Source organism: Streptosporangium oxazolinicum, from assembly GCF_039537505.1.
In the GTDB taxonomy this organism is placed as follows: Bacteria; Actinomycetota; Actinomycetes; order Streptosporangiales; family Streptosporangiaceae; genus Streptosporangium; species Streptosporangium oxazolinicum.
In genome coordinates, this window is sequence record NZ_BAABAQ010000014.1 from 1 (window position 1) to 16,321 (window position 16,321).

Here is a 16,321-nt window from a genome sequence, read left to right on the forward strand (position 1 = left end):
GTTACGGCGGTTATGGCGAAGGGGAAACACCCGGTTACATTCCGAACCCGGAAGTTAAGCTCTTCAGCGCCGATGGTACTGCACCGGGGACGGTGTGGGAGAGTAGGTCACCGCCGGACAATCTTTCATGAAGGGCCCCCACCAACGGTGGGGGCCCTTCATGCTTTCCCGGACCTGTTGCTCCGGCCCCTTTGTCAGGACCATGTTGCCCCGGCCCCTGTTGTTTCGTCTCTGTCCCGGACTTCTCTGTCCCGGGCTCCGCCTGTTGTGGGTCCTGGGTTCTTCCAGGCCCGGCCACCTCAGACGTGGAGCTCGCCGGAAAGAACGGTCATCGCGTTTCCCGCGAGTTCGACCCGGTCACCCCGTACGGTCGTGCGGACCACGCCTCCGCGCTGTGACAGCTGAGCCCCCACCAGCCTTTCGGAACCGAGCTTGGCCGACCAGTACGGCGCGAGCGCGCAGTGGGCGGAGCCCGTCACCGGATCCTCGGGGACCCCGACCCTGGGAGCGAAGAATCGGGACACGTAGTCGGCACCGGCCCGCGAGGCCCGAGCCGTCACGATGACTCCCCGCGCGTCCACGGCCTCCAGGGCCCGGAAGTCAGGGGCGGTGGCGAGCACGGCCTCCTCGGACTCGACCTCCACGAGATAATCCCAAACATTTTTTCCTGTCCAAACAGGTTTAACCCCGAGCGCAGCGATCAGTCCCTCTGGAGGACTCGCCGCTTGGAGTACTTTTGCTGGGAAATCCATGCTGATTAAACCGTATTTATCCCTGGTCACAGACAGGATTCCGCTCTTCGTTGAGAATTCGAGGGTTTCTGGGACCGTTCCCGTGGAATAGAGCACATGCGCCGTGGCCAGGGTCGCATGCCCGCACAGGGCCACCTCGGTCATCGGCGTGAACCAACGGAGCGGGTACGGTCCGCCGTCCCCCGCTCCGAGCAGGAAGGCTGTCTCGGAGTGCCTCATCTCCGCCGCAACGGACTGCATCCAGGCGTCGGAGACCGGATTGCCGAGTACGCAGACCCCGGCGGGGTTACCCTTGAAAAATTCATCGGTAAACGAATCGACCGTGTAGACGAGCATGACGCGATGCTAGCGGCGCCGAAGATATCGGTTGAAGCTGGGGCAGGAGATCAGGCACAGTCGGGGATCAGGCAAACCAGTGCGGTAGCCGTACAAAGTGGAAATAAGCGCTGGGCGTGTCGCATGGCGAACTTCTCGTCGTCGGTTACCGTCCAAGGTGGAGGGACAAGCCGGGGACGGCGTGGTCCTGGCGAAAGGACGAGCCGATGGGGGCAGTGCGCAAGGTGGCGAGCTACCTTGGCCTGGGCGGGGCCGAGCATTATGACGAGTCCTATGACTACGAGGACGAGGTCGAGGGCGAGGAGGAGGACTGGCAGTCCGCCTCGGAGCGTGCGGCCAAGCGCTGGCACGCGATGAACGAGCCCTCGCGGATCGTGATGCTGACGCCGATGAAGTACAACGACGCACCGGTGATCGGCCAGCACTTCCGTGACGGTCAGACCGTCATCATGGATGTCAGCGGGATGAGCACCGCCGAGGCCACCCGCATGGTCGACTTCGTCGCGGGGCTGGCGTACGGCTGCGAGGGGCGTATCGAGAGGATCGCGGAGAAGGTCTTCCTGCTGGCTCCCGCCGAGGTGGAGATCACCAACGGCTGACACCGGAGCGGCCTCGCCGGTACGGGTCCTGAGCGATCGTCCGCGATCGGACCCGGCACGGGTGCGAGGCCGTTCTCGGCGAGGGACCACGCATCGAGGGACCGCGCACCGAGGGCGAGGTCGTACGGCGAATCCTGCCCCGCGGGTCCGTGGATGTCTCCGGCGATGCGCGCCCATGACGGGGGCACACCGGTGACGGCCGGTCAGCCGGCTCGGGGGCCCCGGCGGAGCAGGCGGGTGAGTTCGGCCAGGTCGGAGGTCGCCGTTTTGATCCGGCCCTCGGACTCGTGGGCGTACTCGTGCAGTGCCCACACCGCGCCCTGGGCGAGCTCCCTGAGTTCGGCGAGCTGTGTGACGACGTATTCGGCGTCCGCTCGCTCACGCTGCCGCCTGCGCCACAGCCTGTAGGCACCTCCCGCGACCGGCAGGGGCGCGAGCAACGCGAGCGGGAGGACGGGGAGGACGAGCGCGACCACCAGGATCACCGGGGCCAGGGCGAGCAGCGCGTAGGCCGCCCAGGGACGGCCTCGGGCAGGCGCTCCCTCGGTGGTGATCCGCTCCTCGGCGGCGCCCAGCGACTCGGGATCCGGGCCCTCGGGCCTGAGCGTCACGCGGTGACCGAGGATCGGTATGGTGACCGACTCGGGCGCCTCGGCACGGGTGGCCTCGGCGAGGCTCTCACCCGCCGCCCGCACGATGGGCGCGGCCACGTGCAGCGCGATCGCGGCGAGGTAGGGGTGGGAGCCGGGGCGCAGGTCGCCGAGCAGGTGGCCGGTGAGCGGTCTCATCGGCCGCTCGGCGGTGCCGGACCCCATCAGCTGGCGGAGCACGGTCAGCGGCTCGTCCTCGCTCCACACGACGGTCGCCTCGCCCGAACGGTCCGCCTGCGCGGCGGTGATGAACGCGAGATCGCCCAGCTCGCCGACCGTGCCCTTCGTACGGTCGGGTGTCTCACCGGCCGAGTCACCGTCCGCCCGAGCCGCGGAACCGCTCACGGAATCGGACTTCTCGACGGCGGCGGCGGTGACGGCGGTGCCGTCGCCTCCCCTGCTCTCGCGGGCCGAGGTGATCTCGGCGCAGCGGTCGAGCAGGTGGGCCAGCCGGGCGGCGGCGTGTACGGGGGCGGCCAGCTCGGGGAGCTCGGCGAGCTCCCCGAAACCGGTCAGGGCCGGTGACACGGCCGTGGAGGGCTCGTCGGGGATCAACGCGCGCAGCCACCGGTCGGGCTCGGATGCGGGAGAGGCGGCCACCGCGTCGAGCTTGCGAAGCACGAAGATCTTGCCCGCCGGACCGTACGCCCCACGGGCGGCGGCGAGCCAGAGCGCCCGCTGGCCATGGGTCACCGGGCGGTCCAGGGACAGCTCCCCGAAGGCGGTGCCGAGCCATGAGGCGTGGATGCGGTCGCCCTGACCGGCCACGGCGAGGGCGAGGCAGAGGAAGAGCGCGGTCCGCTGCTCGTCGCGCTGTGCGGCGCGGGCGAGGGGTTCGAGTGACTCCTCGCCGCGCATGAGCAGCACGAGCGCCTCGACGGCCGGAGCCAGCCAGTGATCGGATGCGTCTTCGACGTCCGTCGGCATCCCGGTGGGGACGGTGCCGGCGGCCAGATCGGAGAGGAACGCGTCGGCACGGTGGCGCAGCGCTGTCCCGGCGTACGAACTCGCGGCGTGCGAGGTTTCGGTGGTCAGGTCCGTGTCCACGCCCGAGGTCGGCTCCGTGCCCACCCTCGCTGCCAGATCCGCGTCCAACGTCGTGGCCAGGTCGGTGCTCAAGCTCGTGCTCAGGCCCGCGGCCAGGTCCGTGCTCGGGTTCGCGGTGTCCGTGCTCAAGTTCGCGGTCAGGTCCGTGCTCAAGGCAGAGAGCTCCCCGAAGTTGTGACCGATGACCGCGCCAGCGTATTGCGCTTCGGACATCCCCGCGGGGAGGCGCGCCGAACATGACTTTGCCAGACGATCGCCTTCATTTTCCCAATAAAGACGATCATCTGGTGGACAGGTTACATGCGCTCGGGCACCGGGACGCCGAGAAGGCCCAGGCCGGTCTCCAGAACCTTCAGGGTCAGCGCGCACAGGGCGAGCCGCGAGGTGCGGGTGGCCGCGTCGACGTCGTCCTTGAGCACCGGGCAGTTCTCGAAGAACGTGGTGAAGGCGCTCGCGGTGTCGAAGAGGTAGGAGGCCAGCTTGTGCGGTGCCGAGTTCTCCGCCATCTCCTCGACGACCGCGCCGAACCCGAGGAGCTGCAGCGCCAGGGCGCGCTCGGCCGGGTGACCGAGCACGAGCGGCCCGTTCGCCTCGGCCGGGATCACCCCGCCCTTGCGGAAGATGGAGCGGATGCGGGCCTGGGCGTACTGCAGGTAGGGGCCGGTGTTGCCGGTCAGCGCGAGCATGCGGTCGAAGTCGAAGACGTACTCGCTGTCGTGGCTGACCGACAGGTCGGCGTACTTGACCGCGCCCATGCCGACGGCGTGCGCGATCTCCGTGCGCTCGGCGTCGGTGTAGTCGCTGTCCCTGAGCACCTCGGCGGCCCTGGTCTCGGCCTCGTCGAGCAGCTCCACGAGCTTGATGGACTTCCCGCTCCTGGTCTTGAACATCTTGCCGTCGGAGCCCAGCACGCTGCCGATCTGGACGTGCTCTGCCCTGATGTGGTCGGGCAGCCAGCCCGCCATCCTGGCCGAGTCGAACACCATCGACATGTGCAGCGACTGGGTCGCGCCGATCACGTAGAGGATGCGGTCGACCTTGAGGTCCTGGACCCGGTAGCGGATCGTGGCCATGTCGGTGGTGCCGTAGCCGTACCCGCCGTCGCTCTTGCGGATCATGAGGGGCAGCGGCTGGCCCTCGCGGCCGGTGTAGCCGGGCGGGAAGACGCAGAGCGCGCCGTCGCTGAGGACGGCGATGCCGCGCTCCTGCAGCTCGTCGCAGACCTGGGCGAGCACGTGGTTGTACATGCTCTCGCCGGCGATGTCGTCGTCGGTCAGCGTCACACCGAGCTGGGTGTAGACCTTGTTGAAGTAACGGACCGTGGCGTCCATGAAGATGCGCCACAGGCGCATCGTCTCGGGCTCCTCGGCCTGCAGGGTGACGACCCTGGTGCGGGCGCGCCTGTTGAACTCGGGGTCGGTGTCGAACTTCGCGCGAGCCGCCTGGTAGTAGGCGTTGCCCTCTCCGGCCTCCAGCTGGGCGACGGCGGCCTCTTCGCCGATGTCGAGCAGGTGCTCGATGAGCATGCCGAACGGCGTGCCCCAGTCGCCGAGGTGGTTCTGCCGGATGACCTTGTTGCCCAGGTGCTCGTGGACCCGGGCGAGCGCGTCACCCACGATCGTGGTGCGCAGGTGGCCGACGTGCATCTCCTTGGCCGCGTTGGGCGCGGAGTAGTCGATCGCGACGGTCTGCGGCGGGCTGGACAGGCCCACGCCGCTGCGCGGGTCGGCCAGGATCTCGGAGGCCCGCGCCCTGATCCACTCGTCGGAGAGGGTGAGGTTGAGGAAGCCGGGGCCGCTGACCTCGACGGTGCCGGGGAACGGGTCGTCCTGAGCGTCCCCGGCCCGGCCGGTGAGGTGCTCGGCGATCTCCTGGGCGACCTCCCGCGGGGTCCTTCGCAGTCGCTTGCTCAGGCTCATCGCCACGTTCGCCTGGTAGTCGGCGAACTGCGAGGGACGGATCAGCGGGTCTGCGTCGGAGTATTCCGCACCGAAGGCGGCGGCCAGCGCCTGCTGGACGCGCTCGGTCAGTGCGAGCTGCGGGTCGGTCATGCTCCAAGGGTATCGGCTGGCCGGTCCTGAACCGATGGGATATCACCCTGGATCGGCTCCGTACGGCGGGATCGCACGATCATGAAGACGCCCGTCAGCACGACCCCGGCGGCGACGCCGAGCCCGGCCGCGGTGAGACCGGCGGCGGGGCCGCCGATGGTGAGCGCGAAGAACTCGCGGGTGAACGGGACGGCGAGGGCGAGCGCGAACAGCCCGGCCATGGAGGCCACGAGCGCGACCCGCCACCAGACGTACGGGCGGGCGACCAGGACCAGCACCCACCAGGCGGCGACGAACAGCGTGATCACCGCCGAGGTGCGGCTCTCCCCCAGGGTGGAGGACCCGCTCTGGGCGATCCAGTACGACAGGTAGACGGCGGCGGCGCAGACGATCCCGGCGGGGACCGCCAGGCGGAGCACGCGGGGTACGAAGCCGCTCCTGGCGCGCTCGTTGCTCGGCGCGAGCGCGAGGAAGAAGGCGGGGACGCCGATCGTCAGCGCGTTGATCAGCGTGGAGTGCCGGGGGGCGAACGGGAACGCGAGCCCGATGACCCCGGTGAGCAGGGAGAGCACGATCGCGTAGAAGGTCTTGGTCAGGAAGAGCCCGGCGACCCGCTCGATGTTGGCCAGCACCCGGCGGCCCTCGCCGACCACGGAGGGGAGGCTGGTGAAGCCGTCGTCCATCAGCACGACCTGGGCGACCGCCCGGGTGGCGCCGCTGCCGGAGCCCATCGCCACGCCGAGGTCGGCGTCCTTGAGCGCGAGCACGTCGTTCACGCCGTCGCCGGTCATCGCGACCGTGTGCCCGCGCGACTGGAGCGCGCCGACGAACAGCCGCTTCTGGTGCGGGCTGACCCGGCCGAAGACGGTGTTGTTCTCCATGATCTCGGCGAGCTTCTCCGGGTCGTCCTCCGGCAGGGTGCGGGCGTCCACCGCGCGCTCCCCGCCGGGGATGCCCAGGGAGGTGGCGATGGCCGACACCGACTCGGGGTTGTCGCCGGAGATGACCTTGACGGTGACGCGCTGCCCGGCGAAGTAGGCGAGGGTCTCGGCCGCGTCGGGGCGGATCCGCTGCCTGAGCACGACGACGGCCGCGGCCTCGACGGTGCCGAGGTCGTCGGGATCGCGCAGCGAGGTGACGCCGCACAGGGCGAGCACCCGCAGGCCGGTGGCGGCGAGCGCCCCGGCCTCGTCGTACGCCGGGCTGCCGGGCGGCAGGAGGACGTCGGGGGCGCCCAGGACCCAGCCGCCGTGCTCGTCGAACTCGGCGCCGCTCCACTTCCTGGCCGAGGAGAAGGGGACCTTGGTGGTGGCGGTCCAGCCGGGCGAGCCGGGGTAGCGGGCCTGGACGGCGCGGGCCGTGGGGTTGGGGTCGGGGTCGAGGTTGGCCAGCGCGGCCAGGGCCTCGTGCACGGGCAGGTCGTCGCGGAGCGGGCGGACCTCGTCGAGTTCCATGCCGCCCGAGGTGAGGGTGCCGGTCTTGTCGAGGCAGAGCGTGTCGACCCGGGCCAGGATCTCGATCGCGGGCAGTTCCTGGACCAGGCAGCGGCGCCTGCCCAGCCGGATCACGCCGACCGCGAAGGCGATGCTGGTCATCAGGACCAGGCCCTCGGGGATCATGGTGACGATGCCCGCGACCGTGCCGGTGACGGCCTCGCCGACACTCGTCTGCCTGCTGACCTGGCTCCAGGTGAGCAGGGCGCCGATCGGGATGACCAGCCAGGTCACGTACTTGATGAACCGCGTGACGCCTTCGCGCAGCTCCGAGTGGGACAGGCTGAACGCGCTGGCCTCCTCGGCGAGCCTGGCCGCGTAGGCGTCGCGGCCGACCCTGGTCGCGACGTAGGAGCCCCTCCCGGCGACCACGAAGCTGCCGGACAGGACCTCGTCGCCGGGGTCGCCGGGACGCTTGTGCACCGGGTCGGCCTCGCCGGTCAGCAGCGACTCGTCCACCTCCAGCCCGTCGGCGTCCACCACCTCGCCGTCGACCAGCAGCTGGTCGCCGGGGGAGAGCAGGACGAGGTCGCCGAGTACGACCCGGCGGGGCGGGATCTCGGTGTCGGTGCCGTCTCTGCGGACCCTGACCGGCGACTCGTTGACGATGGCGAGCCGGTCGAGGGTGCGCTTGGCGCGGAGCTCCTGGACGATGCCGATGCCCGCGTTGGCCACGATCACCAGTCCGAAGAGCCCGTCCTGCCACTCCCCGAAGATCATGATCAGCACCCAGAGCGCGCCGATCACCCCGTTGAAGAGGGTGAGGACGTTGGCCCTCACGATCGCCGAGACGGATCTGCTCGACCGTCGCCTGACGTCGTTGACCTGTCCCGCGGCCACCCGCTCGGCGACCTCGGCCGAGGTCAGCCCTCGATTCGCCACCTGCTCCACGCGGCCCCCCGCTTGATCGACTGGAACTCAGGGTACGCGGGACCGGGGAACGTGATGGGAGGTGTCACCCGATACGCCGGTAATGTCACCGCAGGTGGGCGGCCCGTACGCGGGGTGTCATCAGCGGGTGTCACCGAAGGTACATCACCGAAAATACGTCACGGAGGGTCGATAACCGAAGATACGTCGCCGAAGGCGTGTCATCGGATCATCGAGGGCGTGTCGGCGCCAGGGCTGGTGTCACCAGAAGCGTCCGGAGACGTGTCACCAGAGGCGATGCGAGCGGGGGGCGGCGGCGAGACGCTCGCCGATGCGGTTCACCACGCCCTCCTGGGCCAGCGTGGCCGCGAGCACGCAGGCGGCGCTCACCCCCTTCGCCTGTGAGGCGCCGTGCGCGATGACCACGGTGCCGTTCAGGCCGAGCAGTACGGCCCCGCCGTGGACCTCGGGGTCGAGCCGCCGGTGGAGCTCCCTGATGCGCCGCTTCTGCAGCAGGCCGCCCACCCTGGCCGTCCGGCTCTCGTTGATCGTCTCGCGGAGCTGGGAGAAGGCGTAGCGGACGCTGCCCTCCATGGTCTTGAGCGCCACGTTGCCGGTGAAGCCGTCGGTGACGATGACGTCCACGGTGCGGGTGAGCAGGTCGTGGCCCTCGATGTTGCCCGCGAAGTCGAGGCCGGGGGCGGCCGACAGCAGCTCGTGGGCCCGCTTGACGAGCTTGTTGCCCTTCTCCGGTTCGCTGCCGATGGTCAGCAGGCCGATCCTGGGGCTCTCGACGCCCAGGGCGGTCTCCGCGTAGGCGGCGCCGAGGTGGGCGAACTGCACCAGCGTCTCCGGCTTGACCTCGGCGTTCGCCCCGGCGTCCAGCAGGACGGTCGGGGTGGGCCTGGTCGGCAGGGCGACGGCGATGGCGGGTCTGAGCACCCCGGGCTGGCCGCGGAGCCGGAGCTTGCCGGTGGCCACGATCCCGGCGGTGGATCCGGCGGAGACCACGGCGCAGGCGTCGCCTCGCCGCACGAGGTGGCAGGCGATGGCGATGCTGGACCGCGGGCGGCGCAGGCTGGCGAGGGCGCCCTCGTCCATGGCCAGGGCCTCCTCGGCCCGCACGATCGGGATCTCGGTGGTCGCGTCGTACCGGGAGAGCGCCTCGGACAGGGGGCGGGGGGCGCCGACGAGCACGACGGAGATGCCGTGCTCTCGTACCGCCCGCACGGCTCCCGCCACGATCTCGTCGGGGGCGTTGTCGCCGCCCATCGCGTCCAGGGCGATCGGCATGACGCCGGAAGCGTCGGTCTCAGGCAAGCGGTCACCTCGTGCGGGATGGTTTGTCCGCATCGTAGGCGGGCTTTGGACCTGATCGGTCCGTCGGGCCGATCAGGGAGTGCCGGGGAGATTCCAGTCGCTTTTCTCCCGGGAGACGATGATCTTGCCGAAGGCGGCCCGGCCGACGACCCTGATGACCGGGCCGTCGCCGTCGCCGGTGCCGCCGGAGACGCTGCGTTTGGCGAACAGCGCGCCGACCTCGTCGATGACGTGGGCGTCGCGGGGGACCCTGACGATCAGCTTTCCGCAGTAGGCGTTGACCTCAAGGGTGATCTCCCGGCCCGGGAGAACCGCGTCGGACAGGTCGACGATCAGCGCGCCGAAGGTGGCGCTCAGCGCGGTGTGCCGCCCGGCGATCCAGCGTCCGCCGCGTACGACCTTGCTGAAGACGGCGGCGACCTCCTGCCGCTCGGCGGTGGCGCCGAGGGCGGGGGCGGTGATGTCGGGCAGGTCGCGGGTGAGGGGGACGAGGTCGTCCATCGTGACGGCGGTGTAGGCGGCCTCCAGCCGGTCGGCGTGCTCGACGCTGGTCAGGCGGCCGGTGGCGAGCGCCTCACCCAGCACCGCGGCCGCATGGTCGCGATCGGCGTCTGAGGCGCGCAGGACGGGGTCGTAGGACGTCATGACTGTGAGTGTACGTCCGTTCAAGATATATCGCGATAGCTCCCAAAGGAAGAAATTACCGAGATATGGAACCGACCGTAGGTCGGTTTACGTCCGGTATGTAACACGTTCGAGACGCGCGAAAGGCTGATGAGGTTTACCGCGACGAGGACAAAAAATCTCGGCAAAGGACTGGTGATCTTGAACGAAGGCTCCAAGCGCGGGTTCCGCGCCTACACCGCGAAGCACCTCGACGACCTGCTGCGCAGAGGCGGCCTGGGTGACGCCGAGCGGCTCCGGATCAGAGCGGTGGCCACGGTGCTGCCCTTTCGCACCAACGCCTATGTCGTGGACCAGCTCATCGACTGGTCCGCCGTCCCGGAGGATCCCATCTATCGGCTGGTCTTCCCCCAGGAGGACATGCTGCCCGAGGCGGACGTCACCGGGCTGGCGGGTCTTCTGGAGGCCGGTGCCGGGAACGCGGAGATCCAGGCGGCCGCGAACAGGATCAGGATGAGGCTCAACCCGCACCCCGCCGGTCAGCTCGACCTCAACGTCCCGCGCGTCGGCAGGGAGCCGGTGCCCGGCATGCAGCACAAATACCCCGAGACGGTGCTCTTCTTCCCCCGGCAGGGGCAGACGTGCCACGCCTACTGCACCTACTGCTTCCGATGGGCCCAGTTCATCGGGGAGCCCGACCTGAAGTTCGCCTCCGACGACGTCGACGCCCTCGTCCGCTATCTCAAGGACCACCCCGAGGTGACCAGCGTGCTGTTCACCGGCGGCGACCCCATGATCATGGGCGAGCCCGTGCTCCGCCGCTATCTGGAGCCGCTGCTCGACATCGAACAGCTCGAATCCATCCGTATCGGCACCAAGTCCCTGGCCTACTGGCCGCAGCGGTTCGTCTCCGACCCCGACAGTGACGACACGCTCCGCCTGTTCGCCTCCGTGGTCGACGCGGGCAAGAACCTGGCCTTCATGGCGCACTTCTCGCACCCCCGGGAGCTGGACCTCCCGATCGTCGAGGCCGCCGTCGCGAGAATCACGGCCACCGGCGCGGTCGTCAGGACGCAGGCTCCGCTGATCCGGTCGATCAACGACGACCCCGGGACCTGGTCGTCCATGTGGCGCAGGCAGCTCACCATGGGCATGATCCCGTACTACATGTTCGTCGAGCGCGACACCGGCCCGCAGGACTACTTCGCGGTGCCGCTCGCCAGGGCTTACGAGATCTTCAGGGACGCCTACGCGAGCGTTTCCGGGCTGTGCCGCACCGTGCGGGGCCCGTCGATGTCCGCCACGCCCGGCAAGGTCTGCCTGGACGGCGTCGCGGAGGTCGCGGGGCAGAAGGTCTTCGTGCTCCACCTCATCCAGGCGCGCGATCCGGAGCTGGTCGGACGCCCCTTCTTCGCGAGGTACGACCCGGACGCCGTGTGGCTCACCGACCTGCGCCCGGCCTTCGCCGACCGCTTCCCCTTCGAGTCCTTCGAGCCCGCCACCGTCGCCTCCCGGCGGCTGTCGGCCTGACGCCCGCGTGTCGGCCTGACCCGCCCTCCCACCCGCCTGGCATCGCCTGAGGCCCATGGCGACGGACGCGGAGCACGGGGAAACCGGCCGGTGCGCACCGGCCGGTTTCCGCCGCCTCAGCGTCCGGGGCCCCGCACGGAGGTGCGACGGGCGATCTCGGCCTGGAGTCTGGCCATCTGCCAGTGCAGCTCGATGAGCTGCTCGGTCAGCTGGAGACGCGGAATCTCTGACGGGTCCTCGACGGACAGGTGGTCGATCGCGGTGGACAGCTCTCGCATCGCGCGCCCCCACTCCATGACGGCTTCCTTGGATCGAAACAACGTTCGAATCATACCGGAACACCGAACACGCTGTCAGTCCATTGCCTCCCGTGTCCCATCCGAGACGCGCCGTATCGCGCTAGCTCTGGTACTCGGGCGTCACGTATCCGCGGGCCACGGTGTGGGCGGTGATGTTGAAACCCACCACCGCGGGCGGGGTGTCGGCGTCGAGGCCGAGCTTCTCCACGTCGAGGGCGTGGACCGCGAAGATGTAGCGGTGCGGGGCGCCGGGCGGCGGTGCGGCGCCACCGTAGGCGTTGTGGCTGTAGTCGTTGCGTCCGTGCACGCCCACGCCGCCGTCGCCCGCGCCCGCTCCGGCGGGCAGCTCGGTCACGTCGGCCGGGATGTCGAACAGCAGCCAGTGCCAGAACCCGCTGCCGGTGGGGGCGTCGGGGTCGAAGCACGTCACGGCGTAGCTGAGGGTGCCCTCGGGGGCGCCGGACCAGCGCAGGTGGGGAGAGACGTTCTGGCCGGTCGAGCCCCAGTCGTTGAACACGTGGGTCTCCGCCAGGCGCTCGCCGTCGCGGACGTCGTCGCTCTCGACGGTCAGCGCGGGAACCTGGGGCAGGAAGTCATATGGAATCGGTGGCCGCGTGGACACGATTCACCTCCGATGGAAGCGTCTTGTCGGTCGCTTCTCATCCTGCCCTGCCGCCGACCGCGTAATGATCGGAGGCCGGGTGATCAGACCTTGTTGTAGGCGGCGAGGACCGTCTTCGGGTCGCCGTCCATCTTGATTTTGCCCTTGTGCAGCCAGAGGACCCGGTTGCAGGTCTCCTCGATCACGTCGAGGTTGTGGGCGACGAGGAAGACGGTGCCGGCCTCGTCACGCATCTTCTTGATGCGGTCCTGGCTCTTGCGCCGGAACTCGCGGTCGCCGGTGGCGAGGGCCTCGTCGATGAGCAGCACGTCGTGGGACTTGGCCGAGGCGATGGCGAAGCGGAGCCTGGCGCCCATGCCCGAGGAGTAGGTCGACATGGGGAACTGCACGAACTCCCCGATGCCGGAGAAGTCGACGATGTCGTCGTACTTCTCCTTGACCTGCTTGGGGTTCATGCCCATCGCGTAGCAGCCGAGCACGATGTTGCGCTCGCCGGTGAGCTCGCGCATCAGCGCGGCGTTCACACCGAGCAGGGAGGGCTGGCCGTCGGTGTAGACGGCGCCGGAGTGCGGGGGCAGCAGTCCGGCGATGGCGCGCAGCAGCGTGGACTTGCCGGAGCCGTTGCGGCCGACGATGCCGATGGCGTCGCCGTGGCGGGCCACGAAGGACACGCCGCGCACGGCGTGGACCTCCTTCATCTGCGGCCGTCCCTGGCGCTTGACGAGGCGCATGAGGGCGTTGACGGCGTTGCCCTTCTCCACGTCGCTGGCCGCGCCGTACACCCGGTAGATGATGTGCAGGTCGTCCACGATGACCGTGGGGGTGCCCTCGCGCTCATCGGCGGGCGCGGGGGCGGGTTCCGGGGTGGGGTGCACCCTGACGTCCGCGCTCGGCACGGCGGGCTCCTCGGCCTTCACTCGGGACAGCTCCTCGGTCAACTCAGCCACGGCCGTACTTCTCCTCGGCTCGCCAGAAGTACCAGAACCCGCCGAGCAGAGCGAACACCGCCCAGAATACGCAGACCGCCCAGATGTAGGGCCGGGGCGGGTGACTGTCCATGAGCAGGTCCCGCATGAGCTCGATGTACGCGGCGGCGGGGTTGAAATACATGATGTCGGCGACCCACTGGGGGAGACCGGCGCCGCCGGGGCCCACGACCTTGTCCTCGATGGAGAAGAAGACGCCGGAGGCGTAGAGCCAGGTGCGCATGATGAAGGGGAGCAGCTGGTTCAGGTCGCGGGCGGTGGCGCCGACCCGGGCGAGCACCAGGCTCGCGCCGATGTTGAACATGGTCTGCAGCGCCAGGGCGACCGGGATCAGCAGCCACAGCAGGGTGATGGGCTCCTGGGTGAGCAGCACCAGCCCGAACAGCACGCCCATGGAGATGAGCAGCTGCTGGAACTCCTGGATCGTGTAGGCGAGCGGGAGCGCGGCGCGCGGGAAGTGCAGGGCGCGGATCAGCGACAGGTTGCCGGAGATCGCCCTGGCGCCGCCGCTCACCGAGCGCTGGGTGTAGGTGAAGACGAACATCCCGGTGATGAGGAAGGCCGGGTAGTTGTCGATGCCCTTGCTCGCGCCGAGGATCAGGCCGAACATCAGGAAGTAGATGGCGGCGTTGAGCAGTGGCGTGAGGACCTGCCACAGCTGGCCCAGAGCCGAGTTGCTGTACTTCGAGACGTTGCGCGACGTGGCGTACGTCATCACGAAGTGTCGTCGTTCCCACAGCTGTCGCAGGTAGACGAACAGACTCGGGCGTGCGATGGCACGCCGAAGTCCGTGGCGCGCGGCGAGCTTGGCCAGCGGCTCTTGCCCCTGAGCGGGGGTGCCGTTACTCGGGCCGCCCGCCTGGGCGTCCGCGATCGCGGATTCCGGCTGGCTCATGGCAAGGACTCTATTGGATGTGAGTGGAGGAAGTGCCTGCGGCGGGGTCCCGCCGCACACATTGGACGGGATCTCCGGGCAACAGGTTCCAGGGCAATTGTGTAGTTCTCCCACGGGAGACCGGGCCTTTCGCGGTCAGGTCAGCGCAGGCCCAGGTCAGGGTCATCCGCGCGCAACGGATGCGAGCAGTCCCGGCGCGGGGGTATTTTGGCGTGACCGTTCACGTCCTACGTGTGCCTGGATGTCGTTTTCGTACACATCCGGGATCTTGGTCTCGTCGAGTTGGCAGGTATGTGACGCCGAATCGGTTCATGCGTGACCGAACTGCAACATCACAGATATAAGTCGTTGTGGAGCGGTAGGGAATAGTCGCGATCGATCGGTGTGGCGTCAGCACCCGGACCGGAACAGCGGGAAGCAGGGACCACAAGATCCTCCTTCGCGGTGCTCGGGTCACGGGACTCGGTGTCGACGCAAGCCTGCAAAGGGAGGATTTACCGCAATGCGTGTTTCTAAGGGTGCGCGGCTCACCGCCGGCACTGCCCTGCTCGCCCTCGCGCTAACCGCGTGTGGCAGCTCGACGTCCTCGGATGGCGGGACGGCCTCGGCCGACCAGCCCGTGCGCATGGAGCTCGGCGAGCCGCAGAAACTCTTCTACCCCGGTGACACCACCGAGTCCGAGGGCTCCGAGGTTCTAGCCGCCATCTTCGCCCCGCTGGTCGGCTACGACGAGAACAAGCAGGTCGTGGACGAGGTCGCCGAGTCGATCGAGTCGACCGACAACAAGGTGTGGACGATCAAGCTCAAGCCGGGCTACACGTGGCACAACGGCGACAAGCTGGTCGCGCAGAACTACGTCGACGCGTGGAACTACGCCGCCAACCAGGACAACGTCCAGGGCGCCAACGGCTTCTTCAGCCGGATCGACGGCTGGGCCGACCTGAACCCCGGCGAGGGCCAGACCGTCTCCACCAAGGAGATGAAGGGTCTGAAGGTCATCGACGAGAGCACCTTCAGCGTCACCCTCGCCAAGCCGTTCTCGCAGTTCAAGACGATGCTGGGCTACACGGCGTTCTACCCGCTGCCCAAGGCGGCCTTCGGCCCCGACGGCAAGATCACCGAGGAGTACGCCAAGAAGCCGATCGGCCAGGGCTACTTCCAGATCGACAAGCCCTACAACAAGGGCACCGACCAGACGATCGACCTCACCCGCTACGACAAGTTCGCCGGGGAGAAGCCGAAGTTCACCAAGCTCCAGTTCAAGCTCTACACGAGCCCGGAGACCGCGTTCAACGACCTGGCCGCGGGCAACCTCGACGTCCACGACTCGCTGCCCCCGTCGGCGATCGCCAGGGCCAAGTCCGAGCTCGGCGAGCGCTACATGGACGAGGCGGACGCCGGCGTCGGCTACATCGGCTTCCCGATGCAGTACAACAAGACGTACGCGAACGTGAAGGTCCGCGAGGCCATCTCCATGGCGATCGACCGCGCGACCATCGCCGACAAGGTCTTCTCCGGCACGCGCGCCCCGGCGGACGACTTCATCAACCCCCTCCTCGACGGCTACCGCGCCGGCGCCTGCGCGGTCTGCGCCTACGACCCCGCCAAGGCCAAGACGCAGTACGCCGAGAACAACGGCCCCCAGACGCTGGAGCTGGGCTACAACACCGACGGCCCGCACAAGGAGTGGATCGAGGCCGTCGCGAACAGCCTCCGCGCCAACCTGGGCATCGAGGTGACGGTCAAGCCCTTCGAGAAGTTCGCCTCGATTCTCGACGAGCTCGACAAGAAGACCTACGGCGGCATGTTCCGGATGGGCTGGGCGATCGACTACCCGTCCGCGGAGAACTACCTGACCCCGATCTTCTCCACCGTCGCGATCAAGACCGGCTCCAACTACGCCGGCTGGTCGAACAAGGAGTTCGACGAGCTCCTCTCCAAGGGTGACACCGCCCCGACGCAGGAGGAGGGCCTGAAGTTCTACCAGCAGGCCGACGACATCCTGATCAAGGAACTGCCGTACATTCCGGTGTACTTCTACCGGACGAACGCCGCGTTCTCCCAGCACGTCAAGGGCGTCAAGATCAATCTTCTCAACCAGATCGAGTGGACCAAGGTCGAGAAGGCCAGCTGACGACCGGTTGAGGGCCGGGCGGGAGCCCGGCCCCACCGGCCGCCCGGAACGATCTCGCGGCACCGCGCGACCCGCCGGTCCGCGAGATCGCCCCCGGGCACGTACGGGAGATA

General features: G+C 68.8%; 14 protein-coding genes and 1 rRNA gene. 5 read left to right on the top strand and 10 right to left on the bottom strand.

Features of this window, described 5'->3' with window-relative positions:
- The first annotated feature begins 2 nt into the window (after window positions 1-2).
- Window positions 3-119, top strand: a 5S ribosomal RNA gene (gene rrf, locus ABD817_RS31180).
- Window positions 120-299: 180 nt separating this feature from the next.
- Here rrf and ABD817_RS31185 read toward each other — a convergent pair.
- Window positions 300-1,088 carry a PhzF family phenazine biosynthesis protein gene (locus ABD817_RS31185; protein ID WP_344921840.1) on the bottom strand — a complete coding sequence of 263 codons (789 nt, stop codon included), beginning with the start codon at window positions 1,086-1,088 and terminating at the stop codon, window positions 300-302.
- A gap of 206 nt (window positions 1,089-1,294) precedes the next feature.
- On the opposite strand from ABD817_RS31185, the gene ABD817_RS31190 reads away from it, so the two are divergent.
- Window positions 1,295-1,687: a cell division protein SepF gene (locus ABD817_RS31190; protein ID WP_344921841.1), complete on the top strand. Its 393-nt coding sequence runs from the start codon at window positions 1,295-1,297 to the stop codon at window positions 1,685-1,687.
- 203 nt (window positions 1,688-1,890) lie between these two features.
- Here ABD817_RS31190 and ABD817_RS31195 read toward each other — a convergent pair whose 3' ends face one another.
- The gene (locus tag ABD817_RS31195; protein ID WP_344921842.1) at window positions 1,891-3,384 is read right to left on the bottom strand and encodes a hypothetical protein; all 1,494 of its coding nucleotides are present in this window, start codon (window positions 3,382-3,384) and stop codon (window positions 1,891-1,893) included.
- A gap of 16 nt (window positions 3,385-3,400) precedes the next feature.
- Between ABD817_RS31195 and ABD817_RS31200 the strand changes: the two genes are divergently transcribed.
- On the top strand, window positions 3,401-3,562 hold the full coding sequence (locus tag ABD817_RS31200) for a hypothetical protein (protein ID WP_344921843.1): 162 nt from the start codon (window positions 3,401-3,403) through the stop codon (window positions 3,560-3,562).
- A 118-nt stretch (window positions 3,563-3,680) separates the two neighbouring features.
- Here ABD817_RS31200 and argS read toward each other — a convergent pair whose 3' ends face one another.
- The 4 genes from argS to ABD817_RS31220 all read right to left on the bottom strand — a co-directional run bounded on the left by argS (window position 3,681) and on the right by ABD817_RS31220 (window position 9,763).
- A complete protein-coding gene (gene argS / locus ABD817_RS31205) occupies window positions 3,681-5,435 on the bottom strand; it encodes an arginine--tRNA ligase (protein WP_344921844.1) in 1,755 nt (584 codons plus the stop codon).
- Window positions 5,432-7,810, bottom strand: a complete 2,379-nt coding sequence (locus tag ABD817_RS31210) for an HAD-IC family P-type ATPase (protein WP_344921845.1) — start codon at window positions 7,808-7,810, stop codon at window positions 5,432-5,434. The genes argS and ABD817_RS31210 overlap by 4 nt, the downstream gene beginning before the upstream one ends.
- Window positions 7,811-8,083: 273 nt before the next feature.
- The gene (plsX, locus tag ABD817_RS31215; protein ID WP_344922102.1) at window positions 8,084-9,091 is read right to left on the bottom strand and encodes a phosphate acyltransferase PlsX; all 1,008 of its coding nucleotides are present in this window, start codon (window positions 9,089-9,091) and stop codon (window positions 8,084-8,086) included.
- Window positions 9,092-9,190: 99 nt separating this feature from the next.
- Complete coding sequence (locus ABD817_RS31220; protein WP_344921846.1) at window positions 9,191-9,763, bottom strand: DUF1707 SHOCT-like domain-containing protein; 573 nt, start codon at window positions 9,761-9,763, stop codon at window positions 9,191-9,193.
- Window positions 9,764-9,937: 174 nt separating this feature from the next.
- Between ABD817_RS31220 and ABD817_RS31225 the strand changes: the two genes are divergently transcribed.
- Complete coding sequence (locus tag ABD817_RS31225) at window positions 9,938-11,272, top strand: KamA family radical SAM protein (protein WP_344921847.1); 1,335 nt, start codon at window positions 9,938-9,940, stop codon at window positions 11,270-11,272.
- Window positions 11,273-11,388: 116 nt separating this feature from the next.
- Here the strand turns inward: ABD817_RS31225 and ABD817_RS31230 are convergent, their stop codons facing one another.
- From ABD817_RS31230 to ABD817_RS31245, 4 genes are all read right to left on the bottom strand, one after another.
- Window positions 11,389-11,568, bottom strand: coding sequence for a hypothetical protein (locus ABD817_RS31230; RefSeq protein ID WP_329086969.1), 180 nt, complete (start codon window positions 11,566-11,568; stop codon window positions 11,389-11,391).
- A gap of 103 nt (window positions 11,569-11,671) precedes the next feature.
- Entirely contained in the window at window positions 11,672-12,193 is a 522-nt protein-coding gene (locus ABD817_RS31235) for a YbhB/YbcL family Raf kinase inhibitor-like protein (RefSeq protein ID WP_344921848.1), read from the bottom strand.
- A gap of 83 nt (window positions 12,194-12,276) precedes the next feature.
- Window positions 12,277-13,140, bottom strand: a complete 864-nt coding sequence (locus tag ABD817_RS31240; RefSeq protein ID WP_344921849.1) for an ABC transporter ATP-binding protein — start codon at window positions 13,138-13,140, stop codon at window positions 12,277-12,279.
- Window positions 13,133-14,074: an ABC transporter permease gene (locus tag ABD817_RS31245; protein WP_344921850.1), complete on the bottom strand. Its 942-nt coding sequence runs from the start codon at window positions 14,072-14,074 to the stop codon at window positions 13,133-13,135. The genes ABD817_RS31240 and ABD817_RS31245 overlap by 8 nt, the downstream gene beginning before the upstream one ends.
- A gap of 502 nt (window positions 14,075-14,576) precedes the next feature.
- Here ABD817_RS31245 and ABD817_RS31250 point away from each other — a divergent pair.
- Entirely contained in the window at window positions 14,577-16,208 is a 1,632-nt protein-coding gene (locus ABD817_RS31250; protein WP_344921851.1) for a peptide ABC transporter substrate-binding protein, read from the top strand.
- The last annotated feature ends 113 nt before the right edge of the window (window positions 16,209-16,321 follow it).